Origin of the sequence: Mesorhizobium sp. BAC0120, assembly GCF_033542235.1 — a bacterium.
In the GTDB taxonomy this organism is placed as follows: Bacteria; Pseudomonadota; Alphaproteobacteria; order Rhizobiales; family Rhizobiaceae; genus JAWRCU01.
The window spans coordinates 1-26548 of record NZ_JAWRCU010000018.1 but is presented as its reverse complement, the minus strand read 5'-3'; the positions used below and the strand labels follow the sequence as shown (position 1 = coordinate 26548).

Here is a 26548-nt window from a genome sequence, read left to right as displayed (position 1 = left end):
AAATGGGCTTGCCGCGCCGGCCGGTCAAGCCGGATGTCCGAGCCGCCTCCGGCGAAAGAGGGCGTTGACCTAAACTCTATGCGCCGTCATGTAGGTCCATGGCCGGATTGGCCCCGGAGAAGGCAACATGACCAGATTGACGAGGCTCGAGAAATTGCTCTTCCGTCTGGAGGCCCAGCACGTCTGCCTTGATTGGGCCTTCCGCGAAATAGCGGGCCGCCCAGGCATCGTCTTCGAGATGGGCCTGGGGCACGGCCGGACCTATGACCATTTGCGCACCAATCTGCCGGATCGGGAAATCTATGTCTTCGATCGCGAGGTTGACTCCTACGAGGATTGCACACCACCCGCCGATCGTATGATGCTCGGGGAAATCACGGAGACGCTTGACGACGCTGCAAGCCGCTTCGGCGCCGAGGTGGTCCTTGCACACGCAGACATGGGCTCGTACGACAGAGCCCATAATATCGGGATGAGCGCCAAGCTTAGCCGCTATCTGCCGCCTGTTCTCGCGCCTGGGGCAATTGTGCTTTCCGACCTGCCGCTCGAACTTCCCGGAACCCGGGCGCTGCCGCTGCCTCCCGGCGCTCGTGAGGGCAGGTATTTCCTCTACCGCAACGAACTCTAACCTTCGACCACCGAGAGATGGCGGTGCTGGCGCTGGTCGAGCCAGCCACCGACGATTTCGGAAATGTGGCCAAGGCCCTTAAGCCTGAGGTTGGGATTGCTTTTCGAGGGCGGGTCGCGATGAGGGAGCTCCCTCAGCGCCGCGGCAAATTTCAATGAATCCTCCGCCTGTTCCGGCAGGAACATCTCTATGAGCCCGAGCTCGGAAGCGCGACGGGCGCGGATCAGCTGCTCCTGGCGCGGCACTACGCGCGGCACGATGAGCGCCGGCTTGTCGAACGACAGGATCTCGCAATAGGTGTTGTAGCCCCCCATCGCCACCACGGCCTTGGCGCCGGCGATCAACTCCTCCATCCGATTGTCGAATTCGATCATCTCGATGAGCGGAATGCGTGCACCCTTGCGCATCAGTTTGCGCCGCTGCTTGGCCGGCATATAGGGACCGAGCACGATCAGGGCCCGATGATCGAGGCCGGGATCCTGCTGATAGGCGTGGATCACGTTATGAATGAGGTCGGCTCCGTCGCCGCCGCCGCCGGTGGTGACCAGGATGTAGTCGCCCTTCGGGCGGTGGTCGGGTTCCTCCGTCTTCGACAGGCTTCGCTGCAGGAAGCCGACAAACTTCATCTTGGCCCGCACATTGGCGGGCACGTCGAGGCCCGTGAGCGGGTCGTAGAAATCGGGGGGGCCGTAGACCCAGACCATGTCGTAGAGCATGCCGATCTTGCGCATGACATCGTTGCGCTTCCATTCGACATCGAGCAGCTCCGGCGCGTCCATCACCTCGCGCAGTCCGAGGATCAATGTCGTTCCGCGGGTCTTCAGGTAAGACAGCGTCTCCTCGATTTCGCCGCGCAACCCCATCGGCTCCTTGTCCACGATGAAGATGTCCGGCTGGAACATCTCCGCAGTGGACCGGATGATCGAGGAGCGCATCTTCAGGGTGTCATTGATGTCGATGTGCCGCTCCATCGACTGATACTCTCCGTTGCGGAGCTTGATGACGCTGGGAATTTTTACGAAGTCGACGCGCGCTCGGTAGTCGAATGCACCGGCGATGGTCGCGCCGGAGATGATCAGGACCTGAAGGCCGCGGAAATCCTCGACCAGCGAATGCGCGATGGCGCGGCAGCGGCGCAGATGGCCAAGTCCGAACGTGTCGTGGCTGTACATGAGGATCCGCGCATCTTCGAGACGCCGCAACATGGACAAACCCTTCCTTCGTTCGGCCAGGACGCCGGCCGGATGACGGCCGCCGCCCGTGCCCAATCTCTTTACCTGGACACAATGGTCGATGCGGCCGGCATTCGGCCGCTCGAGGAAACCCGAATGCTTGGATCTACGGAAGGGGACATGAACCCTCGCTCAATACATCGGCGCAATGCGGCGAACGCCTGAAATGATCATAGTAAAGCGTCCAATCGTCACTATGGCCGGCCCGATAGGGGCCGAACTTGAAGTACTGGTTGTTCCCGAGGCCGTGGTCGGCGTGACCTATATGCCCCTCCACAGTGACGACCGGTTTGTCGTTTGCGAAAATCTCTATGCGGCCGGTGCCGTCCGGCCCAGGCTTGGTAAAAACCTCGAAATCGATCCAGCCGGATGACGGAAGCGGCAGCTTGTTGCCGTGGTCTATCACCCGGATGGCTTTCGTGCAGCCGTGATATAGGTCGTTGTCCTCAGCCGTCCAGGCGGAATCTGTCGCAACCAGGGCGCGCATCTGGTTGGTCTCCGGCCTGAACCAGACCGGCGCCGCGCCTTCGGGACAGCCGGCTTCGTCGGTTTGCGCCGAAGCATGTTGGGGCGACAACTGCATCTTGCCGCCGCAGCATGACGAGGAATCTTCTGTTTGTGCGGAAGCGTCGGGCGCGACGTAGTTGGTCTCGACGGTTGCGAACAGCTTTCCGTTGCGCAGCCTCAGCGCCAGGAACGGACTGAAGTCTCCCTCTGCGCCGGGAATAATCTCGCGCTTCCACTGCGCGATCAGGTAGCGATGATCATCGATCGGGATCGGATCGCCGAACTTGACGGCGAACCCATACCAGACGCCCTGATCGTAAGGCACGCGCAGTGCGGTCTTCTCCCAGATCTCCGCCCGCTCGCTGCAACCGTCATCGTCGGTCGGGCACAGCGCCTTGACGCTGAGCTTCAGCGCACCCGCGCCGCTCAGCTTCACCGCCTTCTGGAACTCGACCGTGCCGGCGCTTTGCTCGAAATTCTCGCGATAGTAGAGCCCGCCGGCGGGCGAGAAGTCCGACCCGTCGAAGCCGTCGAAGAGCGGTTTGGCCCAGTCCTCGGCCTGTGCCGCTCCACATAACAGAAAGGCCGCAAGCCCGGCCCATCGGATTGCATTTTTCATCATGTTTGCAACGTCAGGATCGCGGGCTCACCGCGGTTTGGTCGGCGGCCTTTGCAATGCCTGGTTGCGGTCCGGATGGAGCGCCGGAATTGGAAAGGCGACAGAGGTAAAGATTGCCCCGCAGTGCGGCAGCACGTCAAGTTTTTACAGTAAATTACGGGGTTCGTTCCGCTGGCTCCCTTGAAGCCCGGTGGTCTTGTCTGCCGAGGACATATCGCTACTGTTACGGCAGGTGCGATATGGTCAGCTTCGCCCGCCATCCACGCCTTCGGTATTGTCGGTTTCTTAACCGTCGCACATAATCCCGAAACGATGCGCTCGCATAGCGAGCGATGGCAAGAAGCTCTGATGCACTCGTTCATCTACACTGCACTGCCCGGACGCGTGGTGTTCGGCAGCGGGGCGCTGAAGCAGCTCTCCGAGGAAATAGGACGGCTCGGCGCAAAGCGTGCGCTTCTCCTCACGACGGCGAACCGGAAGGCGAATGGCGAGGCGCTTTTGGCTTCGCTCGACGGATCGGCTGCCGCCCTTTACTCCAAGGCGACGATGCACACGCCGATCGACGTCACCGAAGACGCCCTTGCCGAAGTGCGGCGTGTTGAAGCGGATTGCTTGGTTGCCTTCGGAGGTGGCTCGACCATCGGGCTTGCCAAGGCGATCGCCCTGCGAACGGGCCTGCCGCAGATCGCCATTCCGACCACCTATGCCGGCTCCGAGATGACGCCGATCCTTGGCGAGACCAGAGACTGGAGGAAGACCACGCAGAAATCGATGAAGGTGCTGCCCGAGGTCGTGATCTATGATGTCGAACTGACGCTGACCTTGCCGAAGCGACTGTCGGGAACGTCCGGCATCAATGCCATCGCACATTCGGCCGAGGCCCTCTACGCTGAGGATGCCAATCCCGTCGTCAGCGCGCTGGCCGTGGAGAGCATCGCCGCACTCGGCAGCGCGCTGCCGCGTATTGCCGAGAACCTGGCCGATCGTGATGCCCGCTCCGATGCGCAATACGGCGCGTTCCTTGCCGGCGCCTGCCTCGGGTCGGTCGGCATGGCGCTGCATCACAAGCTCTGCCATACGCTCGGCGGCCTGTTCGACCTGCCGCATGCCGATACGCACTCCGTCATCTTGCCGCACACGCTTGCCTACAACGCGCCGGCCGTGCCGAAGGCAATCGCCAGGATCGCCGGAGCGCTTGGCGTGGCTGACGCACCGCAAGGTCTGTTCGAGCTGTCGCGGAAGGTCGGCGCGCCCCGCGCGCTGAAGGAAATCGGCATGCCCGAGGAGGGCATCGACCAAGCGACCGACCTCGCGCTCTCGAACCCGTACTGGAACCCGCGACCGCTCGAGCGGCAGGGCATCCGCAATCTGATCGCAGGCGCCTGGGCCGGGGAGGAGCCGTTTGCCGTTAATGAAGGCGACGGATAGCACACTGAAGCTTGGCTTGCCGTGCAGGAGGCACGCTCATGGCCGACACTGTCTATTTTTCCGAGGAGAAGTCGGAAGAGGCCGTCATTGCCCGCATGGACGAGGCCAAAGTCGAACCGCGCCTCCATGAGGTGATGTCCGCGCTGGTGAAGCATCTGCACGCCTTCATTAAGGAGGTCGAGCCGACCAACGAGGAGTGGGTGCAGGGCATCCGGTTCCTAACGAGGACCGGGCAGATGTGCACGGACTGGCGGCAGGAATTCATCCTGCTTTCCGATACGCTGGGCGTCTCGATGCTGGTCGAGACGATCAACAATCGCAAGCCCACCGGCGCGACTGAGACGACAGTGCTCGGTCCGTTTCATGTCTCGGATGCGCCGCGCCACCCGAACGGCGTCGACATCTGCCTGGACGGCAAGGGCGAGTCGCTTCTGGTGCGCGGCCGCGTGACCGACCTCGAGGGGCGACCGATCGCGGGCGCGCTGCTCGATGTCTGGCAGGCCAATGACGAGGGCTTCTACGACGTCCAGCAGAAAGGGGTGCAACCCGATATGAACCTGCGCGGCGTGTTCACGACCGATGCGGAAGGGCGCTATTTCTTCAAGTCGGCGAAGCCGCGCTTCTATCCGATCCCCGACGACGGCCCCGTGGGCATGATGCTGAAGGGCTCGGCCGACATCCTTTCCGGCCGGCGCACATTCATTTCATCGTCGGCGCGGAAGGCTATAAGCCGATCACGACGCATGTCTTCGATCCGGACGATCCGTATCTTTCGAGCGATGCGGTATTCGGCGTGAAGGAGAGCCTGATCGTCGATTTCCGCAAGGATGATCCCACGGAGATCAAGCGCAACGGGTTCGGCGGGCCGTACTGGGAGACGGTGTGCGACTTCGTGCTGGCGAAGGCGTAAGGAAGGCGCGACGCTGACGACCCCCTCCCCCCTTGTGGGCAGGGATTCAGGGTGGGGGTCCGACGCGCGCCATGGCAAGCCGGAGATGCCGCCCGCGCTTCAGCTACCCTTGAGGGGTAACCTCGAGCCACCCTGAATCCCTCCCGACAAGGGGGAGGGGGGCACCGGCGCCGCGCCAGATTCAACCCCTGCCTTGGCGAAGAGAGCGTGAAAGGGCAGCGCCAAACCATCAAGGGTTTGAACCCATATCGCCTCTGGCACTGGGCTTGGACGTAAATTTCGACCGGCAGCAGTCGCTTGAGTTGAATTGACGCATCGTCAATGCGAACTGTCCCCTTGATATTTAATCAATCGAATGATTAAATCAGCCATATGAACAGGACATCGAGCCACACCCCCAGTCCGCTGCCTGCCTCCGCCGAACAGACGAGGCAGGCGCTGATCCGCGCCGCGCTGAACCTGTTCGGAGCCAAGGGCTTCGACGGCACCTCGACGCGTGAGATCGCGGCGGAAGCAAATGCCAATATCGGCTCGATCGCCTATCATTTCGGCGGCAAGGAAGGGCTGCGCAGGGCCTGCGCCGGCTTCATCGTCGAGACGATCCAGCGGGTCGCGAGCCAGGCACTCCAGGCTGATGCCGGTGGACCGATGGGCAAAGCCGAGGCGGTTGACCGGCTGAATGGCGCGATAGACCGCATGGTCAACTTCATCGTCGCGGCGCCGGAGGCGGGCGAGATCGTGCAGTTCCTGCTGCGCGAGCTCGCGCATCCCACCGCGGCGCTCGACCTTGTCTACAACGGTGTGTTCGAGCCGGTTCACCGCCGGCTTTGCCAGATCTGGGCCGAGGCGACGGGTGAAGAGGCCGAGAGCGACGGCACCAAGCTCCGTGTTTTCACGATGATCGGCCAGGTCATCTATTTCCGCATCGGCCGGGTCGCGGTGTTGAGGCGCATGGGCTGGCCCGACATCGGCCCGAAGGAGGCGGCGGCGATCATCGCAGTCGCCAAGGACAATCTGGCGGCGATGCTCGCTGCCCATGAAGGCGACAAGCCATGAGTCTCCTTTGTTCGATACCGTTCGCGGCCTGGCTGTTTTCCGCCTGCGCAGGGCCGCCTCCGCTCGCGGTCGGCTATGTCGAAGGCGAATTCGTGCTCCTCGCGCCCATCGACGTGGCGGATGTCACGACGGTCGGCGTTCGGCGCGGCGACCGTGTCACGGCCGGCGAGGCCGTCGCGCAGCTGGAGAACAGCGATGCGACCATTGCCGTCGCACAATCCGAAGCCGCGCTTGCCCAGGCCGAGGCCCAGCTCGCCGATCTCCAGATCGGCAAGCGGCCGGAAGAGATCGCCGTGCTCGAAACGACGCTTACCTCCTCCCAGGTGCAGCAGACGGAAGCCGAGCGCGTGGTTTCGCGCCTTTCCAATCTTCTGGTGCGCCAGATAGCCACCCAGGCCGACTACGACAATGCCGAGACGCAGCTCAATGTGGCGAAAGCCATGGTCGCGCAGGCGAAAGCCAATCTGGCGGTCGCCAAGCTGCCGGCGCGGCCGGAGACGATCAGGGCCGCCGAGAACCAGGTGAAGCAGACCAAAGCCGCGCTGGAGGACGCCCGGTGGCGGCTTTCGAGGCGCACGATCACGGCGCCCGCGCCCGGCCGCATCAACGATATCATCCGCAATCCGGGCGATGTTGCTGGGCCCACCGCGCCGGTCATCTCCATGCTCCCGGACGGCGCTGTGAAGCTGAAGCTCTATTTGCCGCAGGAAAGCCTTTCCTCCGTCAGCATCGGCGCGCTGCTCGACGTGCATTGCGACGGCTGCCAGCCGGGGCTGACCGCGCGGGTGAGCTACGTCTCGCCGGACCCGGAATTCACGCCCCCCGTCATCTACTCCCTGGAGACGCGGCAGAAGCTCGTTTTCCTGATCGAGGCGCGGCCGGAAGGCAAGGCAGGGCCGTTGAAGCCGGGGCAGATCGTGGATGTGGGACTAAGGCAATAGGGCAATAAGGCAATAGGGCAGTAGGGCAATAGGGCAGTAGGGCAATAGGGCATGAGTACTGATCGATGCGGTGGCTTGCGAGAACGTCGGAGCTTCTCCGACCTCTTCGCCTATTGCCCTGTTGCCCTACTGCCTTACTGCCCTCCGCAGCTATGAACGCCATCGAAGTCCACGACCTCGTCAAGCGCTTCGGCACCAGGACAGTCGTCGATCACGTGTCGATGAACGTCGCCGAGGGCGAGATCGTTGGTTTTCTCGGACCCAACGGCTCGGGCAAGACGACGACGATCCGCATCATGTGCGGGCTGCTGACGCCGGACGAAGGCTCCGGTCAGGTGCTCGGCTACGACCTCAGGACCGAGAGCCTGCAGATCAAGCGCGAAGTCGGCTATATGACCCAGAGGTTCTCCTTCTACGAGGACCTGACAATCGCGGAAAATCTGGAATTCGTGGCGCGGCTCTATGGCCTGAAGCCGGTGGCGCGATTTGTCGACGACACGCTGGAGGATCTGGGCCTGACGTCGCGTCGCGGCCAGCTCGCGGGTACCTTGTCCGGCGGTTGGAAGCAGCGGCTGGCACTGGCGGCCTGCATCATGCACAAGCCGCGGCTGCTCCTGCTCGACGAGCCGACTGCCGGCGTCGACCCCAAGGCGAGGCGCGAATTCTGGGACGAGATCCACCGGCTGGCGCGCGGCGGTCTCACCGTGCTCGTCTCGACCCACTACATGGACGAGGCCGAACGCTGCCATCGCATCAGCTACATCTCCTACGGCAAGATGCTGGCGGCCGGGACCGTGGACGAGGTGGTGCGGAACGCGCATCTCACCACCTTCGTCATCGAAGGGCCGCGGCTCGACCGGGTGCAAGCAGCGCTCAAGGGCAAATCGGGCGTCGACCAGGTGGCGCCATTCGGCAACACGCTGCATGTCGTTGGCTCGGACGAGGGGAGGCTCGCGGCCGCGCTCGCAGAAATCCGCACGATTGAGGGCATCACGGTCGAGCGCGGTGAGACCAGCCTCGAGGACGTGTTCATCCAGTTCATGGCTGGATCGAAGGACAACATGTCATGAGAAAGAGCCTCTCCTCCATCTTCTCCTTCGGCCGGCTCGGTGCACTGCTGATGAAGGAATTCATCCAGATGCGGCGCGACCGCATCACCTTCGCCATGATGCTCGGCGTGCCGCTGATGCAGCTGCTTCTGTTCGGCTACGCCATCAACAACGATCCGAAGGGCCTTCCGGCTGCGCTGGTCGCAACCAGCAACGACCGCTTCACCCGCGCCATCGTATCGGCGTTGCAAGTCACCGACTATTACCGTTTCGACCATGTGGCTGAGAGCGCGACCGAGGCCGAAGAGCTGATGGCGCGCGGCGACGTGCTGTTCATCGTCACCATCCCCTCCGACTTTGCACGTCGGGTGGAGCGCAACGACTACCCGACCTTGCTGATCGAGGCAGACGCAACCGACCCGGCCGCGGCAAGCGGAGCCATCTCGACGCTCTCGACGGTTGCAACCCAGGCGCTGCTGCGTGAGCAGGGCATGCAGGCAGAGGCCAGGGAGAACGAGCGCAACCAGGTCCAGATCGTCGTGCACCGCCGCTACAATCCCGAAGGCATTTCGCAATACAACATCGTGCCAGGCCTGCTCGGCGTCATCCTGCAGATGACCATGGTGATGATGACGTCGATGGCGCTGACGCGCGAGACGGAGCGCGGCACAATGGAGAACCTGCTTGCCATGCCGGCGAGCCCGGCCGAGATCATGCTCGGCAAGGTTCTCCCCTATCTGGTCGTGGGCGCGGTGCAGGTGGCGGTGGTGCTCACGGCGTCGAAACTCCTGTTCAACGTGCCCTTCATGGGCTCGCTGTCGCTGCTGCTCTCGGCGGTGCTCGCCTTCGTGCTGGCGCTCGTGCTGCTCGGCTATTCGATCTCGACCATGTCGCGCACGCAGATGCAGGCGATGCAGCTCACCTTCTTCTTCTTCCTGCCCTCGATCCTGCTCTCCGGCTTCATGTTTCCTTACCGCGGCATGCCGGGCTGGGCGCAGTCTTTCGGCGAAATCCTGCCGCTGACGCATTTCCTGAGGATCATTCGCGCGGTCATGCTGAAAGGGGCCGACTTCCAGGCAATCGCCGCCGAGGTCACGGCGCTCATCATCTTCATCTTCGCCTTTGCCGGCTTGGCGCTGTTCCGCTTCAGGCGGACGCTGGATTGAGGAGAGGCGCTGGGGACAGTTTACTTTTTTCCGCAGAAAGGCGAGGCCGTTTCAAGGTCAGCGCTGGCGGAAAAAAGTAAACTGTCCCCGGTGCTAACTCACGCTCCGCCAATGATCCCGGCATAGGCGTCGTAGTCGACATTGCCACCCGACAGCACGACGGCGACGGTCTTGCCGGCGATGTCGATCTTGCCGGAAGTGATAGCAGCAAGGCCCACGGCGCCGCCCGGCTCGACGACGAGCTTCAGGAAGGCCATGGCGTCGCGGATGGCAGCCTTGACCTCACTATCGGAAACCGCAACGGCGCCCGACAGCGTCTTGCGGTTTATCTCAAAAGTGAAGGCGCCGGGCTCCGATACCATCAGGGCGTCGCAGATGGAGGTGTGGCCGGGAGCGTTGGAGACGCGACTGCCGGCAGCGAGCGAGCGGCCCGTGTCGTCGAAATTCTCCGGTTCCACCGCCCAGATGGAGGTCTCCGGCAACGCGTCCTTGACGGCAAGCGAGATGCCGCCGATCAGTCCGCCGCCGCCGCAAGGCGCGATGACCGCGTCGAGCTTCACGCCGAGCCTTTCGGACTGCGCGATCAGTTCGAGGCCGATCGTTCCCTGCCCGGCGACGATCGCCGGATCGTCATAGGGAGGAACAAGGACACGACCTTCTTCGAGATAGGGCTTCACGAATGTCATCCGGTCGTCGCGGACGCGGTCGAAATGGACCACTTTCGCGCCGGCCTTCTTGACATTGGCCACCTTGATCGCCGGTGCGTCGGAGGGCATCGCGATCAGGGCATCGATGCCGAACAGCGCCGCCGAAGCGGCAACGCCCTGTGCATGGTTGCCCGACGAAAAGGCGACGACGCCGCGCCTGCGCTCCTCGTCCGAAAGCGACGAGATCTTGTTGTAGGCGCCGCGGAACTTGAAGGAGCCGGTGCGCTGCAGGACCTCCGCCTTGAACAGGATTCTCGCGCCGTAACGCTCGTTGAGCGCCGGCGATTCGATCAGTGGCGTCTCGACGGCAAGGCCGCGCAGCCTGTCGGCCGCGCTGCGCATGTCGGAAACGGTAGGCGGAGTCTGGGTCTGGACGGTCATGGCGCGCTCGAAGTGTCGTTGCGGGGGACTATCGAGCATGTGAAGCAGCAGCGCGCCAGCGAAATTATGTCATGGAGTCAATTGGTGGAGGGGGCAGTAGGCACCTGCTCCTGGCGCTTCTGGGGGAACACAGACGCAATGGGCTGGCATCAATGAAGGAACTTTGCGAAATCAGACGCCTCGCGCGCTTATTCACGGCGCCACTGCCGTTGGTCGACATGTCAGCTTCATCTCTCGTCGTGGTCTGGCAATACAGTCAAAATCAGCACCCTGCGTTGCCCCCCTCTGTCCTGCCGGACATCTCCCCCGCAAGGGGGGAGATTGGCTGTCATTGATGGTTTCGCCAAACTGCAACGTCGGCGATTGGCGAACCGAACCGGCCGTCGAATCTCCCCCCTTGCGGGGGAGATGTCCGGCAGGACAGAGGGGGGCGCAAAAGGGCGCCAACGGACGTGATTCCTGACTGCCCACTGCCACTGCCTATCCTCGTCCCAGCGCTTTGCCTTTGGCAAAGAAATCCGCCCAGGGGTCGGCAGCGCGCAGGCGCTTCTTGAGAGCGTCGCTGCCGATCGAGAAATCGGCCGGGCCGAGCCCGTCGGCGATCATCTCCCAGGTGACCGGCACGGAAACCGTCGCCCCCTTCTTGGCCCGCGTCGAATAGGGCGCCACCGTGGTCGAGCCGCGGTTGTTCCTGAGATAGTCGATGAAGATCCTGCCCTTGCGCGCCCTTTTCGACAGAGTTGCAGTGTAACGGTCGGGGGCGGCCTGAACCATCGCCTCGGCGAAGTCATGGGCGAAGCCTTTCACTGCCGCCCAGTCCGCCTTGGGCTTGAGCGGCACGATGATGTGGTAGCCCTTGCCGCCAGAGACTTTCACGAAATTCGACATTCCCAGCTCGTCGAGCTTACCATGGATCTCGAGGGCGGCCTTGCGGACCGCCTCCACATCCAGCCCTTCGTCCGGATCGAGATCGAAAACGAACTGGTCGGGCGTGTTGATCTCATCGACCGTGCAGCCCCAGATATGCACCTCGACGACACCAAGCTGGACGAGCGCGGCGAGCCCGTCGAAATCCCTGATGTAGAGGATTTCCTCATTGTCCTCGGGATCGTGCGACTTCAGGATCGAGGCCGACATGCCCGGCATCGAGTGCTTCTGGAAGAAACGCTGCCCTTCGATGCCGTCCGGAGCGCGAACGAGGGCCAGCGGCCGATTGACCACGAACTGCTCCATGCGCGGCCATACCAGCGCATAGTGATCGAGCAGATCCTGCTTGGTGACATGCTCGGCAGGCCACAGCTGCTTGTCGGGGTGGGAGAGCTTGACCGGAGTCTGCTTCGCGGCAGCCTTGCCGGCCGCCTTTTCGGCCGGAGCCTTCGTGCTCCTGGGCTCCTCCACCTTCCCGGGCTTCTCCATGACGATCTCCGTGGCCGGCTTGTCCTCACGCAGGCCCTGGAACGAGGCCTGCCGGATATTGCCGCCTCTCGTCCAGGAACGGAACTCGATTTCGGCGACGAGCTCCGGCTTCACCCAGACCACGCCCTTCTCCTTCGCCGCAGCACCCGAGAACGGCGCCGATTTGGTTTTCAGTGGATCGAGCTTCGATTGGAGATCGGTCAGCACGCGGCCGGTGAAGCCGGTGCCGACGTGACCGACAGGCTGAAGCTTGCCGTCCTTGTAGTAACCCATCACCAGCGAGCGGATTCCCCTGCCGGTCTTGTCAGACGGCGCATAGCCGGCGATCACGAATTCCTGGCGCAGCGTGCATTTGGATTTGACCCAGTCGTGGCCGCGGCCGCTGCGATAGGGCGCGTCAGCCCGCTTGGAGACCACGCCTTCGAGCCCCATGCGGCAGGCATGTTCAAGGATCACCTTGCCCGTTTCCGCGAAATGCTCGCTGAAGCGCAGTGGCCCTTGCTCGTCGAAGCCCTCCAGAAGATCGCGTAGCTTTTCCTTGCGGTCGATCAGTGGCTCTCGCCTCAGGTCCTCGCCGTCGAGCCAGAGAAGATCGAAGGCATAGAAGATCATCTTGTCGGAGCGCCGCTCCGAAAGGGCGAGTTGCAGTTCCGAAAAAGTGGCGACGCCATCCTTTCCGAGCACGACGATCTCCCCGTCAATGACGGCAGATTTCACGCTGAGCCCGGCGAAAGCATCGGCGATCTCCTTGCCGAAGCGCTCCGTCCAGTCGAGGCCGTTGCGGGTATAGAGCGTCACGTCGCCGCCTGCGAGATAGGCGCCGATGCGGTAGCCGTCGAACTTCACCTCGTGCAGCCACTCGTCGCCGGATGGCGGGCTCTTTTCGAGCGTAGCCAGGCAAGGCGCGATGAAACTCGGCAGCTTGGCTTCCCCGGGGCTTGCCTTGCCGGTTCGGGCTCTGGTTCGGGTGGGCGCTGGCTTCGGCTTGGCTGTCTTTGCCGACCGGCCCTTTCGGTTCGAATGCCAGCGCCGGGCGTCCGGCTCTTGGCCCATCTCGTCAATGGTCAGGCCCGACTTCACCGATTGCGGAGCATCTTCGAGAATGTCGTTCTTCCTGTCGGCATATTCGTCGTCCGACTTGATGAGCAGCCAATTGTCACGCTTTTCACCGGGACGCGGGCGAAGCCGAACCAGGTGCCAGCGGCCCTTCAGCTTGTCGCCACGGATCTCGAAATCGATGTGGCCCTTCTTCATCATTTTATCGGGGTCGCCGTCCGGCTCCCATGTGCCTTCGTCCCAGACGATGACCGAGCCGGCCCCGTACTCGCCTTCCGGAATGATGCCCTCGAAAGACGCATACTCGACCGGATGGTCCTCGACATGGACCGCAAGCCGTTTCTCGGACGGATCGAGACTGGGGCCGCGCGTGACGGCCCAGCTCCACAGCACGCCGCCATGCTCCAGCCGCAAATCGTAATGGAGCCGCGTCGCGTCATGCTTCTGAATGACGAAAATACCGCCTGTCGCTTTCGACCGGCTCTTCTTGCCGCGCGGTTCGCCGGTGACACGGAAGTCGCGCTTGGCGTGATATTGATCGAGGCTTGGCATCGATCAAGCCGACTTGCGATGCTGCGCCCGGCCGCCGGATTTGCGTGCGGCTGCAGGCCGCGAGCGCGCCGGCGGTTTGCGTTTCGTCGCCGCGGTCTCGCTGCCGCCTTCCGAAGCCAGGCTCTTCTTCAACGCATCGAACAGGTTCACCACATTGGAAGGCTGTTCCGCAGGCCTTGCGACCGGCGGCTTCTTTCCAGCCTGCTTGGCTTTCACGAGCGCCTGCAGCGCTTCCTCGTATTTGTCCTCGAATTTCGACGGGTCGAACTTCATCTTCTTCCTGTCGATGATGCTGGAGGCGAGGCCGATCATCTCCTCGTCGGTCTGAACCTTCTCCAGGTCACTGAAGACCTCTTCGGGTTTGCGCACCAGCTTCTCGAAACGCAAGGTCGTCAAGAGCATGCCACGGTCGCGTGCCTCGATGACGACCGGCCGCTCTCGACGATAGAGGACGATGCGCGCCATTCCCGCCATCTTCTTGGCCGCCAGAGCCTCACGGATGACCGCGAAAGCCTCCTCCGACACCTCGTCGGCCGGCGCCAGGTAATAGGGGGTGTCGAGATAGATCGGGTCGATCTCGGATTTCTGCACGAAACCGTCGAGGTTCAGCGTGTGGTTGGATTCGATCTGGACCGACTCGATCTCGTCCTCCTCGACCAGGAGGTACTCGTCGTCGCCCACCTCGTAGCCCTTGACCTGGTCTTCCTCTTCAACCGGCTTGCCCGTGCCGGCGTCGACATATTGGCGCCTCACCGTATTGCCGGTCTTCCGGTTGATGATGCGAAACGACAGCTTCTCCGAATGGGTGGTGGCATTGAAGAGCTCCACCGCGCAGGTGACGAGCGAGAGCTTCAGATATCCCTTCCAGGCTGACCGCACGGCCATCAGCGACTCCTCGGTTCGACACGCCATGCAGATGGATTCGCGTGCATGCCATGGAACGCTGCCGGGTGAGCCGGGTTCCCCCGATGCGGCAAAACGCCGGAGAGCGTCGTTGACGATCAGCGCTTCGCGGCATAACTTAGAACTATTCTAAACTAGAGAAACCACCTCATGCTTTCCCGAGTCTTTGGCTTTGGCCGCCGTCCCTTCTCGTCCCTCTCTGAACAGGAAATCCTGGCGCTGGCGATCTCTTCGGAAGAGGATGACGGCCGCATCTATCGCGCCTATGCGGACGGCATCCGCGAGGAGTTCCCACAGTCGGCCAAGGTATTCGACGAGATGGCCGACGAGGAGGATGTCCACCGCGCCCGCCTCATCGAGCGGCATCGGGCGCGCTTCGGCGAAAGCATACCCTTGATCAGGCGCGAGCATGTCAGCGGCTACTATGAGCGCAAGCCGGACTGGCTGGTACGACCGCTCGGAATCGACAAGGTGCGAGCGCAGGCCGAGAAGATGGAGGCCGACGCCCAGCGTTTCTATACGGAGGCCGCAAAGCGCACGACCGATGCGGAGACACGCAAGCTGCTCGGCGATCTTGCCATCGCCGAGCAGTCGCATGAATCGCTGGCACGCCGGCTCGGTATGAAATACGCGCCGGCCGATGTGAGGAAGGAGGAGGCGGAAACCGAACGCCGGCAGTTCATCCTGACTTATGTGCAGCCCGGGCTTGCCGGACTGATGGACGGCTCAGTGTCGACGCTGGCACCGATCTTTGCCGCCGCGTTTGCCACTCAGGATACCTGGCGGACCTTCCTTGTCGGGCTGTCCGCCGCAGTCGGCGCAGGCATCTCGATGGGCTTCACGGAGGCCGCGCATGACGACGGCAAGCTGTCAGGCCGCGGCTCGCCGCTGAAGCGCGGTATCGCCAACGGGGTGATGACCACGCTCGGCGGGCTCGGCCACGCGCTCCCCTATCTCATCCCGCAATTCTGGACAGCGACTACGATAGCCGCGATCGTCGTCTTCTTCGAGCTTTGGGCGATTGCCTTCATCCAGAACCGCTACATGGAAACGCCGTTCCTGCGAGCTGCCTTCCAGGTGGTCGTGGGCGGCGCGCTGGTGTTCGCAGCCGGCGTGCTGATCGGCAGTGCCTGACTTAGTATCGGACCGAAAACTGCATAACGGTTTTCGGACCAATCCGACGCGTGAGCAACAATTGGATCGGCGCCGCGATTAACGAGATCGCATGCCGCTCAGAGCTTCAGCACGACCAGGCCGCTGGTGATGAGCGCCACGCCGAGGACGCGCATCAGCGTCAGCTCCTCGCCCAGCACCGCGATGCCGACGAGGAAGGCGCCGACCGCGCCGATTCCGGTCCAGATCGCGTAGGCGGTGCCCAGCGGCAGCGAGCGCATGGCGATCGAGAGCAGGCTGAAGCTGGCGATCATGGCGGCGATGGTGATTGTCGTCGGCCAGGGCCGCGTGAAGCCTTCCGACAGCTTCATGGCATATGCCCAGACGACTTCGAGAATGCCGGCGGCGAAAAGATAGATCCAGACCATGGAACGGCCCCTTTCAGTCGGGTCGTCCCGATCGTTTAAACCTATAGGGGAGGTCGTCCTCGCCTTTCGTGATGTAGGGAGAACCACGACCGATCGCAAGGATGGATCAGGAGTGCGGGGTCCTGCTGCGGGCCAGAGCTTCATCCTGCTCCGCCATGCCACGGTCGCACAGCACATGAGGGATCCACGGAGATTTCAAGCACAGTAGTTCATGTTTTACCGGCCTTCAATTGTTCGATCGCCATCGAAGCATCGCTTCGCACGACGGTGATAGGTTGAGGCCATACCACTAGCTCGACGAGGATGCTTCGATTAGGATCGAATAATGCGTGAGGGACCTGATATCGCCCACATCGCCAGCCTGGTCGGCGACCCGGCGCGGGCGAACATGCTCACCGCCCTCGTCGGCGGGACGGCGCTGACGGCAACCGAGCTTGCATTGGAAGCCGGCGTGACCTTACAGACCGCAAGCTCGCATCTTTCCAAATTGACCGAAGGTGGCCTGCTCAAGCTCTCGGTGCAGGGCCGCCATCGCTATTTCGCGCTCGCCGGACCGAACATTGCGGCCATGCTCGAGGCGATCATGGGCGTGGCCGCGGTTGTCGGGACACGGCGTGTGCGGCCCGGCCCTCGCGACGACGCAATGCGCGAGGCGCGCGTGTGTTACGACCACCTTGCCGGCGAACTCGCGGTCGCCATGTTCGACCGGCTGCTGGCCGAAGACGCCATAGCGGAAACGGCGGACGGGATTCGGCTCGGCCGCAACGGCCATAGTTTCTTTGCGGCTCGCGGGATCGATGTGGGCGCATTGCAAGGCCTGCGCCGGCCGGTCTGCCGAGCCTGCCTCGACTGGAGCGTGCGGCGTTCGCACCTCGCGGGCTCGCTGGGGGCCGCTATCCTCGACGTGCTGTTCAAGGAGAGATGGGCGAGGCGCCAAAAGAAGGGCAGGACAATCACGTTCTCGCCTGAAGGCCGCCGGGCTTTCGCACAGGCGTTTTTGCCCGAAGCGGTGCCTCCTTGGCCGGAGGAGCAGCGTTTAGTCGCTTCCATATGAAAGCGCCGGCGTCATGCGCCGGCGCTGCCTTCGAGGGTAGTCGTAAGTCCTACTCTGCAGCCTGCATATTGACTCTCGATTCCGCCATCTCCGTCAGTTTCTTGTCCGTCGCCTTCTCCTCGGCGAGGTTCTGTTTGAGGATCGTGGCGCAGTCGCTCCGTCCGAGCTGATCCGCCCAGGCGATCAGAGTGCCGTAGCGGGTGATCTCGTAGTGCTCGACGGCTTGCGTGGCGGCGATCAGCGCAGCGTCCATGACCTGCTTGTCGTCAATCTCGCCCGAAATCTCCTCGGTCTCTTCGATAATGCCGTCGATGGCGGGGCAGTCGACGCCCTTCGCTTCGACGCCGTGCAGTTCGAACACTTGCTCGACTCTCTTGATGTGACCTTCCGTTTCCCTGAGGTGCTTTTCGAAGCCTTGCTTCAGGGCGGGATTGGTCGCCTTGTCGATCATGTTAGGCAGCGCCTTCACGATCTGGTTCTCGGCGTAATAGATGTCGCGCAGCGTATGCACGAAAAGGTCGTCGAGCGTTTTGATGTCCTTCGAGAATAGTCCCATGGTTTGATCCCTTCGGTTCGCGTGAACTTCTTCGCGGGACCCGCCGTCTCGACGGGTCCGCGTGCGCTCAGGTCAGCCTTCGAAGCAACGCGACGGCGAGAATGGGGTTCCGAGAAAAGTGGCCGCCAGCCGGCATTTTGAATAGTGCGCCGGCACGAGCCCGGCGCCGAATTTGTGTCCAAAAAGACACAGTCGTCATCATTGCCGCTCGCAGCACCGAAAGGCCGTGAAAGCTCCGCATTTCAGCCACGCTCGACGCGTTTTTCGGGGAAATATTAACATCGCGTTCACCGACGATTCACCGGTGAGGCGTAGAGTGCTCCCAGTCGGAAGGGACGTCCGACATTGCAGGGAAATTGGGTCATGGAACTTTGGGCTCGCATCGCGCAGCTCGCATCTGCGTTACGCGAATTTGTCAGGCCGAGTTATCGGCCGGAACGTCATTATATGCGCGGGCCGGGGCCGGCCTGCGCTCGTCGAAGCGCATCATTTGAACCAAGGTTTCATTGATCATGAGCACCACACGGCCTCACGACAGCCGGATCGCCCGGCCTATCTCCGAACACCGCACAACGACCTTCCGCGCAGAGCGTCCAGCCTTGGCCCGTCGCGTCTGATGCGGCGAGGACCAGTTGTTGCTGCGGCCGCAGGTCAGGCCGCCAAACCAACCAGCCACCCCTGAGCTCGGCTCCGGCCTGCGGATCCACACCGGCGCCGGAGCCTTTGACGCGTGCCTCGGCGAGCTTCAGCCCCGCTGCCGTCACCTGCCACTCTTCCTCCCAGCGCGTCTTCTCGATCGAATGCGTCCAGGCGAGCGTAAAAGCTATGGCGGCGAAGGCCGTCATCTGGCCGGCGGCAAACAGGCAGATCACGGCGCGGTCGCTCCTTGCGTGCTGCCTCGTGTCCGCCACCAATGCTGGCCGATTACGAGCGCTGCGAGAGCAAATCCCGCCTCGTCTGTGAGTGGCAGCGCGAGGACCAAAAGCAATCCGGCGGCAAGTGCCGCGGCACGCTCCCATAAGGCGATCGGCCCAAACAGGTAGCCAACGACCGCGGCACCCCAAAGCATGATGCCGACGCAGGCTTTGAAGATGACATACACCACCTCGACCGGATAGCCGAAGCTCGCGGCGATCGCACCGCCGTCCTGGAGCATCAGCGCCGGCGTGTATACCGCCATGAACGGGACGACATAGCCGGCGATGGCGAGCTTCGTCGCCTGCAAGCCAATCTTCATGCCGGAGACCTTTGCCATGGGGGCGGCAGCGAAGGCGGCGAGCGCCACGGGCGGCGTCAGGTCTGCCATGATGCCGAAATAGAACACGAACATGTGGCTGACGATGAGCGGCACGCCGAGCTCGAGCAGCGCCGGGCCGGCGAGCGAGGAGGTGATGATGTAGTTGGGGATCGTCGGAATGCCCATGCCGAGCACGAGGCAGGTGATCATGGTGAGCACCAGCGACAGGAACAGATTGTCCTCGCCGACCGAGATGATCCACCCAATGAAGGTCGAAGCGATGCCGGTCAGCGTCAGCGTGCCGATCACGATCCCGACGATGGCGCAGGCGATGCCGACGGGAAGCGCGTTCTTCGCGCCTTCGGCCATCGAGTCCACGCAGACCAGCAGTGTCTCGCGTCCGCCTTCGAACAGCAGGCAGGCCGCCACCAGCACGCCGATGACCAGCGCAAGGATGTTCACTCCGAATTTCATGAAGGCCGCTGCGGCGAAGCCGAGCGCGACCCAGAAGACGACGCGGAAAGCGAGTGGGCCGATCAGAGCTGCGAGCGGCATGCCAAGGATCAGCACCACCGTGAGCGCCAGTCCCATTGTGCCGGCGAAGATCGGCGTATAGCCGGCAAACAGAAGATAGACAAGCGCCGTGAGCGGCAGCACGAGCGGCCAGTGCTGGCGAACCGCGTCCCAGGGATTCGGCAGGTCTTGTTTGTTCATCCCTCTCAGCCCTGCTTTGCCGGCTTCGAGATGGACTTGCCAGAAGCAGGCTCCGAAATAGAGGATCGCCGGGATGATCGCCGCCTTGACGATCTCGGCATAGGGCACGTTGAGCGTCTCGGCCATGATGAAGGCGACCGCTCCCATGACGGGCGGCATGATCTGACCGCCCATGGAGGAGGTGGCCTCGACGGCGCCGGCAAAGGCGGAGCGGAAGCCGAACCGCTTCATCAAGGGAATGGTGAATTGCCCGCTCGCCACGACATTGGCGATACCGGAGCCGGAGATCGTCCCCATGAGCGCGGACGAAAGTATACAGACCTGCGCCGGCCCGCCTCGCGCGCCGCCCACGAGCCCTAGCGCGAAGTCGTTGAACAGCGCGATCATGCCGGCGCGCTCGAGAAAGGCGGCGAAAACGACGAAGATGAATATGTAGGCTGCCGACACATAGATCGGTGTGCCGTAGATCCCCTCGGTTCCATAGGCGAAGTTCTCGACGATCTGCGCGAAATCGTAGCCGCGATGGATGAAGGGCGGCGGCAGGTAGTTGCCGAGGAAGCAGTAAGCGAGGAAGACGCCTGCGATGACCGCGAGCGGCGCGCCCATCAACCGCCGCGCCGCCTCGAAGACCAGGACGACAAGCACGGTCCCGACCGCCAGGTCGAGCGGGGTCAGGAATCCGGAGCGCTGGATCAGGTCGGCATAGAAGAGCCAGTTGTAGATGCCGGTCAGGAAACCTGCGATGCCGAGTGCCCAGAGCACCGCCCTGCCGGCGGCCGACTTCGCCTTGAGGTTGGCCACTAGTCCGAAGCCGAGCAGCAGCAGGAAGCCGACATGCATAGCCCGCACGATCTGGCTGGGTAGAGTTCCGTAGGCGGCCGTCCAGAGCTGGAAAGCCGTAAAGGCGATAGCGACAAGAAAGGCGACGCGGCCGGCAATGCCTTGGCCGAAGCCGGGCGGGAGGCCTTCGAGATCGTCTGCGGCAGAAGGGGGCGTGAGTTCCGCCGTGGTCATGGCTTGCTCGCTTCTTCGCGGAGGAGCTGACGCCCTACGTTGCCCCCCTCTGTCCTGCCGGACATCTCCCCCACAAGGGGGGAGATTGGCAGCTTTGATGGTTTCGCTTTGCATGCAACGCTGGCGATTGGCGAAAGCAAAGCGGCCGTCCAATCTCCCCCCTTGTGGGGGAGATGGCCGGCAGGCCAGAGGGGGGCGCGACGGGGCATAAGCAATGCCGAAGGAGCGCCCGCAAAACCTACTTCAGCAGCCCCTTCTCCCTGTAATAGCGCTCGGCACCTGGATGCAGCGGGATCGGCATGCCATCGAGCGCCTTGGCCGGGTCGATGGCCTTGGCCGCGGCGTGGGCGGCAACGAGCTGGTCGAGATGCTCGAAGAGCAGCTTCGTCATCTGATAGGCCGTCTCTTCCGAGACGCCTTCATGGGTGACCAGGAAATTGCCGATCGCCGCCGTCTCAACGTCGCCGGCTTGGCCTTCATAGGTGCCGGCGGGAATTGTCGTTGCGAGATAAGGTTCTCCGACCTTGCCGACCGTGTCGGCAGGGACGGCGACGACGTTGATCGGCACCGAGGTGGCGAGGTCGCGGATCGAAGCGACGCCGAGGCCGGCCGATTGCAGCGTTGCATCGAGCTGGCGGTTCTTGATGAGTTCGACCGATTCGGCAAAGGGCAGGTACTCGACCCTTCCGAGGTCTTCATAGCTCATGCCGGCCGCGGCGAGGATTGCGCGGGCGTTGATTTCGGTGCCCGACTTCGGCGCCCCGACCGAAAGGCTTTTGCCCTTCAGATCGCCAAGCTTCTCGATGCCGGAATCCTTCGCCGCGACGATCTGGATATAATTGGGATAGATGGCCGCAATACCCCTGAGCTTGTCGAGCTTGGTTGGAAAACCGGCTTCCGCATTGCCTTCCCAGGCAAGCTTCAGCGAATCGCCGAGCGTGAAGGCGATCTCGCCTCGGCCCTTCTGCAAGAGGTTGAGGTTTTCGACCGACGCCTTGGTCGCCTGGACCTGGGTGCGTGCGCTCTCGATGCCCTTGCCGTAAATCTCCGACAGCGCGACACCGAGGGGATAATAGACGCCGGACGTGCCGCCGGTGAGCACGTTGATGAATTCCTGCGCCACGGCCGGCAGTGTGCCGAGGCCGATTGAAAGGGCGACCGAGCCCACCGCAAGAAGCCTGGTCCTGAAAGCAAGCATCTGAAAACCTCCCTAGTGTCCGAATAGTTTTAGGCAGGGGAGACAGAATGCCAAGTGTTAAGTCAGTCCTTGGAGGATAAACCCGAAACACTGCAGTACTTTAGGTGCTGCTTAAACAGCAAGGCGCTTGGGGTGAACCGATGGTTCTTGCCGTTATTCTTCCTAGCCGGCGAGTCCCTCGAACAGGATGGTCGACAGGTAGCGCTCGGCGAAAGACGGTATGATGACCACCATGTTCTTGCCGGCGTTTTCGGGGCGAGAGCCGATCACGGTCGCCGCCTTCAGCGCTGCACCCGAGGAGATGCCGACCGGTACGCCTTCCAGGCGGGCCACGAGGCGGGCATAAGCTACGGCATCCTCGTTGGAAACGGTGACGATCTCGTCATAGATCGACGTGTCGAGGATCGTCGGGACAAAGCCCGCGCCGAGGCCCTGGATCTTGTGCGGGCCGGGATGGCCGCCTGACAGCACTGGCGAGGCTTCCGGCTCGACCGCGACGATATGGATGCCGGGCTTGCGTGATTTCAATACCTGGCCGGCGCCGGTGATCGTGCCGCCGGTGCCGATGCCGGAAATCAGGATGTCGACGTCGCCATTGGTATCGTTCCAGATTTCCTCGGCCGTGGTGCGGCGGTGGATCTCCGGATTGGCCGGATTTTCGAACTGCTGCGGGATCACCGCATTGGGGATCGACTGGATGAGCTCTTCGGCCTTTGCGATGGCGCCCTTCATGCCCTTGCTGCCGTCGGTCAGCACCAGCTCGGCACCGAGCAGCACCAGCATTTTGCGGCGCTCGAGCGACATCGTCTCGGGCATGGTCAGGATCAGCTTGTAACCCTTGGCGGCGGCGGCAAAGGCGAGCGCGATTCCGGTATTGCCGGATGTCGGCTCGACCAGGGTCGTTTTGCCGGGCGTGATCTTGCCGGCAGCCTCCATTGCCTCGATCATCGCCACACCGATGCGATCCTTTACGCTGCCGATCGGATTGAAGAATTCCAGCTTGGCCAGCAGGCTGGCGACGATGCCCGTCTCCCTGGCGAACTTGTCGAGGCGCACCAGCGGCGTGTCGCCGATCGTGTCGGTGATCGAGTTGAAGATGCGGCCGCGGCCTGGCGTCGTGGCGACGGGCTTGTCCATCTGTTTCGCTCCCGGATTAGCTTTGATAGGCAGGATAGCCAGCGGAGGATCGACAGGCCCTCCGATGCGCCGTGCGGCTGTTCTAACAGGGATAAGGGGCGGGAACCAAGGCCTAGAGCGTCGGACCGAAAAGTGCGTAGCGGTTTTCGGACGAATCCGATGCCTACACAAAGAGATAGAGCGGCGTGACGGTTCAATTTAACGCACGCCGCTCTAAGCATGTTGCAGCCAAGCGGAATTGCTTGGCGTTGCACAAATGCGGCAAAAACAGGCAGATGGAGCGGCAGCCCGGATTTATCCGGGCGTCACCGCTCTATTGGCGGGCGGCGATCGCCGCAGCCGCGCCGGCCATGAAGCCGGCCGCCGTACGGTTCAGCGCCTTCAATGCGGGCGGTGTCCTCAGGAGCCAGCGCGCCTTGGCCGCGAGCGCGAGATAGGGGACGAGCACAACCAGCAGCACGACGACAGTGCAGGCGGCGAGCATGCCGTAGTCCGCGGCCGTCAAATTGTGCAGGTCCACCAGGGTTGGGACGAGCGCCAGATAGAACACCATCGTCTTCGGATTGCCGAGCGTGACGGTCAGCCCGGCAACGAAGCTGGAGAACAGGCCGCCGCGGCCTTTCCTCGCCTCGATCGTCTCAGGCGAGATGCCGGCGGTCCAGAACACATAGGCGAGATAGGCAAGATAGGCGACGCCCAGCCATTTGATGAGGAGGAAGACCGTGCCGAAGGTCTGGGCGATGAAGGCAAGGCCGAGCACGACCGCGGTAAGATAGGTGAGGTCGCCGAGCACCAGCCCGAGCGCCATGAACAGCGATGCGCGGAACCCTGAACCGAGCGCGCGGGCGACCAGCGCCGCAATGCCGGGGCCCGGAATGGCTGCTGCGATGGCAAGCGCGCCGCCATAGGTGATGAAGCCTGCAAGGGTCATGACGGTGCCCGAAGAAGTGTGAGCCATGCATGTGCCATGCTGCAGCCATCGTGAAAAGAGGTGAGCAAACTGCTCAGTGCCATATAATGTCCCGAGACTGTCATGGAGGTGTTATGCGGAGGAACTACGGACCGGCTTGCAACGAACAGTAGCCAGCTTCAGCAAGCAAGAGGATCCGACGATGATCAAGGACCACGATTCGTCCCCCTTCCGGACAAGCCTCCTCGAAGAGAATGAAGGCCCCGGCACGAACCCTACTGCCAATCCGACGATGGGCGAGATCATCTCGCGTCGCTTCTCCAGGCGCGGCTTCCTGCAGGGCTCCCTCGCCGTTACCGCGATTGCCGCCACGGTGAGCCCGATCGCGCTGCTGACCGCCGAGAAGGTGCATGCCGAGGGTCAGTCCGCCTTCAATTTCGAGGAGCTCGAGGCCGGCGTCGACGAGAGGCACCACGTCGCTGAGGGCTATGACGCCGATATCCTGCTGCGCTGGGGCGACCCGCTATTCCCCGATTCGCCCGAGTTCGATCCAACCAGACAGACTGCCGCGGCGCAGGCCAGGCAGTTCGGCTACAACAACGACTATGTAGGCTTCATCCCGCTCGATGGGGCCGCGGATCATGGCCTGCTCGTGGTCAACCACGAATACACCAACCCGCATCTGATGTTCCCCGGTATCGTGAGCGTCGTCGAGAAGGAGGGCAAGAAGAAGCTCGAGCTGAAGCCGCTGACGAAAGAGCAAGTCGACGTGGAGATGGCTGCGCATGGCGGCACGATCGTCGAGATCCGCAAGGACGCCGGCAAATGGCAGGTCGTCCGGGAGGGCAAGCTCAACCGTCGCATCACCGCCAATACGGAGATCGAGATCACCGGGCCGGCCGCCGGCAGCGATCGCCTCAAGACCAGCGCCGACCCGACCGGCACGAAGGTGGTCGGCACCGTCAACAACTGCGCCGGCGGCGTCACGCCCTGGGGCACCTATGTGATGGCCGAGGAGAACATGAACGGCTACTTCTCGGGCGAACTTGCGGCTGGACACAAGGAAGCCGCCAACTACAAGCGCATGGGCATCCCTGAGGGCGCTTATGAATGGGCCGCCCACTACGACCGTTTCGACCTCTCCAAGGAGCCGAACGAGCCGAACCGCTTCGGCTGGGTCGTCGAGGTCGACGTCGACGACCCGACCTCCACGCCGAAGAAGCGAACGGCGCTTGGCCGCTTCAAGCATGAGGGCGCGGAGTCAATCGTCGCGAAGGACGGTCGCGTCGTCTTCTATCTCGGCGACGACGAGCGCTTCGACTATGTCTACAAGTTCGTCACCTCGGGCAAATTCAACCCGAACGACCGCGCTGCGAATATGGACCTGCTCGATAGCGGCACGCTCTATGTCGCGAAGTTCGATGCGGACGGCTCGGTCGCATGGCTGCCGCTGGTCCACGGCCAGGGAGCGCTCACGGCCGAGAACGGATTCGCCTCGCAAGCCGACGTGCTGATCGAGACGCGCCGTGCTGCCGACCTGCTCGGCGCCACCAAGATGGACCGGCCGGAGGACGTGCAACCGAACGGGACCAACGGCAAGGTCTATGTCATGCTGACCAACAACACGAAGCGCAAGCTCGATCAGGTCGATGCCGCCAACCCGCGCGAGGAGAATGTCTTCGGCCATATCATCGAGATCGCCGAGGATGGCGGCGACTTCACCGCCACCAAAGGCAAGTGGGAAGTGTTGCTGAAATGCGGCGACCCGTCGATCGCCGAGGTCGGCGCGTCCTTCTCGACCGCTACCACGGCCAATGGCTGGTTCGGCATGCCGGACAACTGCGCGATCGATTCGGTCGGTCGGCTCTGGGTGGCGACCGACGGCCAGGGGCCGAAGGCCACCGGCCGGACCGACGGGCTCTGGGCCGTCGACACGGAAGGCGAAGCACGCGCGACCTCGAAGCTCTTCTTCAGGGTCCCGGTCGGAGCTGAAATGTGCGGCCCGCAGTTCACGCCGGACGCCGAGACCGCCTTCGTGGCCGTCCAGCACCCCGGCGACGGCGGCGACGATTGGGAAGGCTTCGGCCGCCTCTCCTACTATGAGGATCTGTCGACCCGCTGGCCGGACTTCAGGGACGACATGCCGGTGCGCCCCTCGGTGGTGGCGATCACCAAGCAGGGCGGCGGCAAGATCGGGGTGTGAATTGAGTGCATTGCTGGGGAGGGGCAAACGGCGGTTGGAGCCTTTCTTTAGCTGGCCGCCCCTTACAACGGTTGATATCGGCGGCGATAGATTTTGACCGTTGGCGCTGCCCCTTGTATCTGCGCGGAAAGATTTCTGTGCGATGGAAGCGACTGAGCCTCGAACCGGATGGCCATCCGGTTCGAGGCTTGGCGAAGTCGCCCGACGCCCCTTCGGCTACAACCGTCGATGAGCATGGGATCTTCGCCTTCGTCACGTACGACCGAATAGTCGCTTGGCTCCAATCGCACGCACAAGGCAGGTTATCGTGAACAACAGCATCTGTGGAGTGGATGTTTCGAAAGAGTGGCTCGACGCGCATGTCGAGCCGAGCGGGGCGGCGAGCCGCTTCCGCAACGACGCGGCAGGCATCGCCGATCTCGCCGGCTTCTGT

The 26548-nt window shown here is 62.9% G+C and carries 21 protein-coding genes and 1 pseudogene; 10 read left to right on the top strand and 12 right to left on the bottom strand.

The genetic code is table 11. The features are described from left to right. The first annotated feature begins 127 nt into the window (after positions 1-127). Positions 128-628, top strand: coding sequence for a class I SAM-dependent methyltransferase (locus SAZ10_RS27945; protein ID WP_318612716.1), 501 nt, complete (start codon positions 128-130; stop codon positions 626-628). Here the strand turns inward: SAZ10_RS27945 and SAZ10_RS27940 are convergent. Next, positions 625-1833: a glycosyltransferase family protein gene (locus tag SAZ10_RS27940; RefSeq protein WP_318612715.1), complete on the bottom strand. Its 1209-nt coding sequence runs from the start codon at positions 1831-1833 to the stop codon at positions 625-627. The genes SAZ10_RS27945 and SAZ10_RS27940 overlap by 4 nt on opposite strands. A gap of 133 nt (positions 1834-1966) precedes the next feature. Then, positions 1967-2986, bottom strand: coding sequence for a polysaccharide lyase (locus SAZ10_RS27935; protein WP_412535313.1), 1020 nt, complete (start codon positions 2984-2986; stop codon positions 1967-1969). 345 nt (positions 2987-3331) lie between these two features. On the opposite strand from SAZ10_RS27935, the gene SAZ10_RS27930 reads away from it, so the two are divergent. The 6 genes and pseudogenes from SAZ10_RS27930 (at position 3332) to SAZ10_RS27905 (ending at position 9536) form a co-directional block, all read left to right on the top strand. Next, positions 3332-4414: a maleylacetate reductase gene (locus SAZ10_RS27930; protein WP_318612805.1), complete on the top strand. Its 1083-nt coding sequence runs from the start codon at positions 3332-3334 to the stop codon at positions 4412-4414. Positions 4415-4452: 38 nt separating this feature from the next. After that, positions 4453-5324 (top strand): annotated as a pseudogene (locus SAZ10_RS27925) (intradiol ring-cleavage dioxygenase). Positions 5325-5696: 372 nt separating this feature from the next. Further along, positions 5697-6380 (top strand): CerR family C-terminal domain-containing protein, encoded by a 684-nt coding sequence (locus tag SAZ10_RS27920; protein WP_318612713.1) that lies wholly within the window; start codon positions 5697-5699, stop codon positions 6378-6380. Next, positions 6377-7321 (top strand): HlyD family secretion protein, encoded by a 945-nt coding sequence (locus SAZ10_RS27915; RefSeq protein WP_318612712.1) that lies wholly within the window; start codon positions 6377-6379, stop codon positions 7319-7321. The genes SAZ10_RS27920 and SAZ10_RS27915 overlap by 4 nt, the downstream gene beginning before the upstream one ends. 152 nt (positions 7322-7473) lie before the next feature. Next, entirely contained in the window at positions 7474-8391 is a 918-nt protein-coding gene (locus tag SAZ10_RS27910; RefSeq protein WP_318612711.1) for an ABC transporter ATP-binding protein, read from the top strand. Beyond that, positions 8388-9536 (top strand): ABC transporter permease, encoded by a 1149-nt coding sequence (locus SAZ10_RS27905; RefSeq protein ID WP_318612710.1) that lies wholly within the window; start codon positions 8388-8390, stop codon positions 9534-9536. Before SAZ10_RS27910 ends, SAZ10_RS27905 begins: the two co-directional genes overlap by 4 nt. 98 nt (positions 9537-9634) lie before the next feature. Here SAZ10_RS27905 and SAZ10_RS27900 read toward each other — a convergent pair whose 3' ends face one another. From SAZ10_RS27900 to SAZ10_RS27890, 3 genes are all read right to left on the bottom strand, one after another. Then, positions 9635-10624 carry a threonine/serine dehydratase gene (locus tag SAZ10_RS27900; protein WP_318612709.1) on the bottom strand — a complete coding sequence of 330 codons (990 nt, stop codon included), beginning with the start codon at positions 10622-10624 and terminating at the stop codon, positions 9635-9637. 480 nt (positions 10625-11104) lie between these two features. After that, entirely contained in the window at positions 11105-13648 is a 2544-nt protein-coding gene (ligD, locus tag SAZ10_RS27895) for a DNA ligase D (RefSeq protein WP_318612708.1), read from the bottom strand. Between the two features lie 3 nt (positions 13649-13651). Next, complete coding sequence (locus SAZ10_RS27890) at positions 13652-14533, bottom strand: Ku protein (RefSeq protein WP_318612707.1); 882 nt, start codon at positions 14531-14533, stop codon at positions 13652-13654. A gap of 168 nt (positions 14534-14701) precedes the next feature. Between SAZ10_RS27890 and mbfA the strand changes: the two genes are divergently transcribed. Further along, entirely contained in the window at positions 14702-15685 is a 984-nt protein-coding gene (gene mbfA / locus SAZ10_RS27885; protein ID WP_318612706.1) for an iron exporter MbfA, read from the top strand. Positions 15686-15783: 98 nt separating this feature from the next. Here mbfA and SAZ10_RS27880 read toward each other — a convergent pair whose 3' ends face one another. After that, a complete protein-coding gene (locus SAZ10_RS27880) occupies positions 15784-16092 on the bottom strand; it encodes a multidrug efflux SMR transporter (protein ID WP_318612705.1) in 309 nt (102 codons plus the stop codon). A 325-nt stretch (positions 16093-16417) separates the two neighbouring features. Here SAZ10_RS27880 and SAZ10_RS27875 point away from each other — a divergent pair, with 325 nt between their 5' ends. Beyond that, complete coding sequence (locus tag SAZ10_RS27875; RefSeq protein ID WP_318612704.1) at positions 16418-17146, top strand: helix-turn-helix transcriptional regulator; 729 nt, start codon at positions 16418-16420, stop codon at positions 17144-17146. Positions 17147-17195: 49 nt separating this feature from the next. Here the strand turns inward: SAZ10_RS27875 and SAZ10_RS27870 are convergent, their stop codons facing one another. From SAZ10_RS27870 to SAZ10_RS27845, 6 genes are all read right to left on the bottom strand, one after another. Then, the gene (locus SAZ10_RS27870; RefSeq protein WP_318612703.1) at positions 17196-17702 is read right to left on the bottom strand and encodes a ferritin-like domain-containing protein; all 507 of its coding nucleotides are present in this window, start codon (positions 17700-17702) and stop codon (positions 17196-17198) included. A 503-nt stretch (positions 17703-18205) separates the two neighbouring features. Beyond that, positions 18206-18574 carry a DUF1850 domain-containing protein gene (locus SAZ10_RS27865; RefSeq protein WP_318612702.1) on the bottom strand — a complete coding sequence of 123 codons (369 nt, stop codon included), beginning with the start codon at positions 18572-18574 and terminating at the stop codon, positions 18206-18208. Continuing rightward, a complete protein-coding gene (locus tag SAZ10_RS27860) occupies positions 18571-20667 on the bottom strand; it encodes a TRAP transporter permease (protein ID WP_318612701.1) in 2097 nt (698 codons plus the stop codon). The genes SAZ10_RS27865 and SAZ10_RS27860 overlap by 4 nt, the downstream gene beginning before the upstream one ends. 238 nt (positions 20668-20905) lie before the next feature. After that, positions 20906-21865, bottom strand: coding sequence for a TAXI family TRAP transporter solute-binding subunit (locus tag SAZ10_RS27855; protein WP_318612700.1), 960 nt, complete (start codon positions 21863-21865; stop codon positions 20906-20908). A gap of 162 nt (positions 21866-22027) precedes the next feature. Then, positions 22028-23002, bottom strand: coding sequence for a cysteine synthase A (gene cysK / locus SAZ10_RS27850; protein WP_318612699.1), 975 nt, complete (start codon positions 23000-23002; stop codon positions 22028-22030). A gap of 313 nt (positions 23003-23315) precedes the next feature. Then, positions 23316-23933, bottom strand: coding sequence for a LysE family translocator (locus tag SAZ10_RS27845; RefSeq protein ID WP_318612804.1), 618 nt, complete (start codon positions 23931-23933; stop codon positions 23316-23318). Between the two features lie 181 nt (positions 23934-24114). Here SAZ10_RS27845 and SAZ10_RS27840 point away from each other — a divergent pair, with 181 nt between their 5' ends. Next, a complete protein-coding gene (locus tag SAZ10_RS27840; protein ID WP_318612698.1) occupies positions 24115-26115 on the top strand; it encodes a PhoX family phosphatase in 2001 nt (666 codons plus the stop codon). Positions 26116-26548 lie beyond the last annotated feature (433 nt).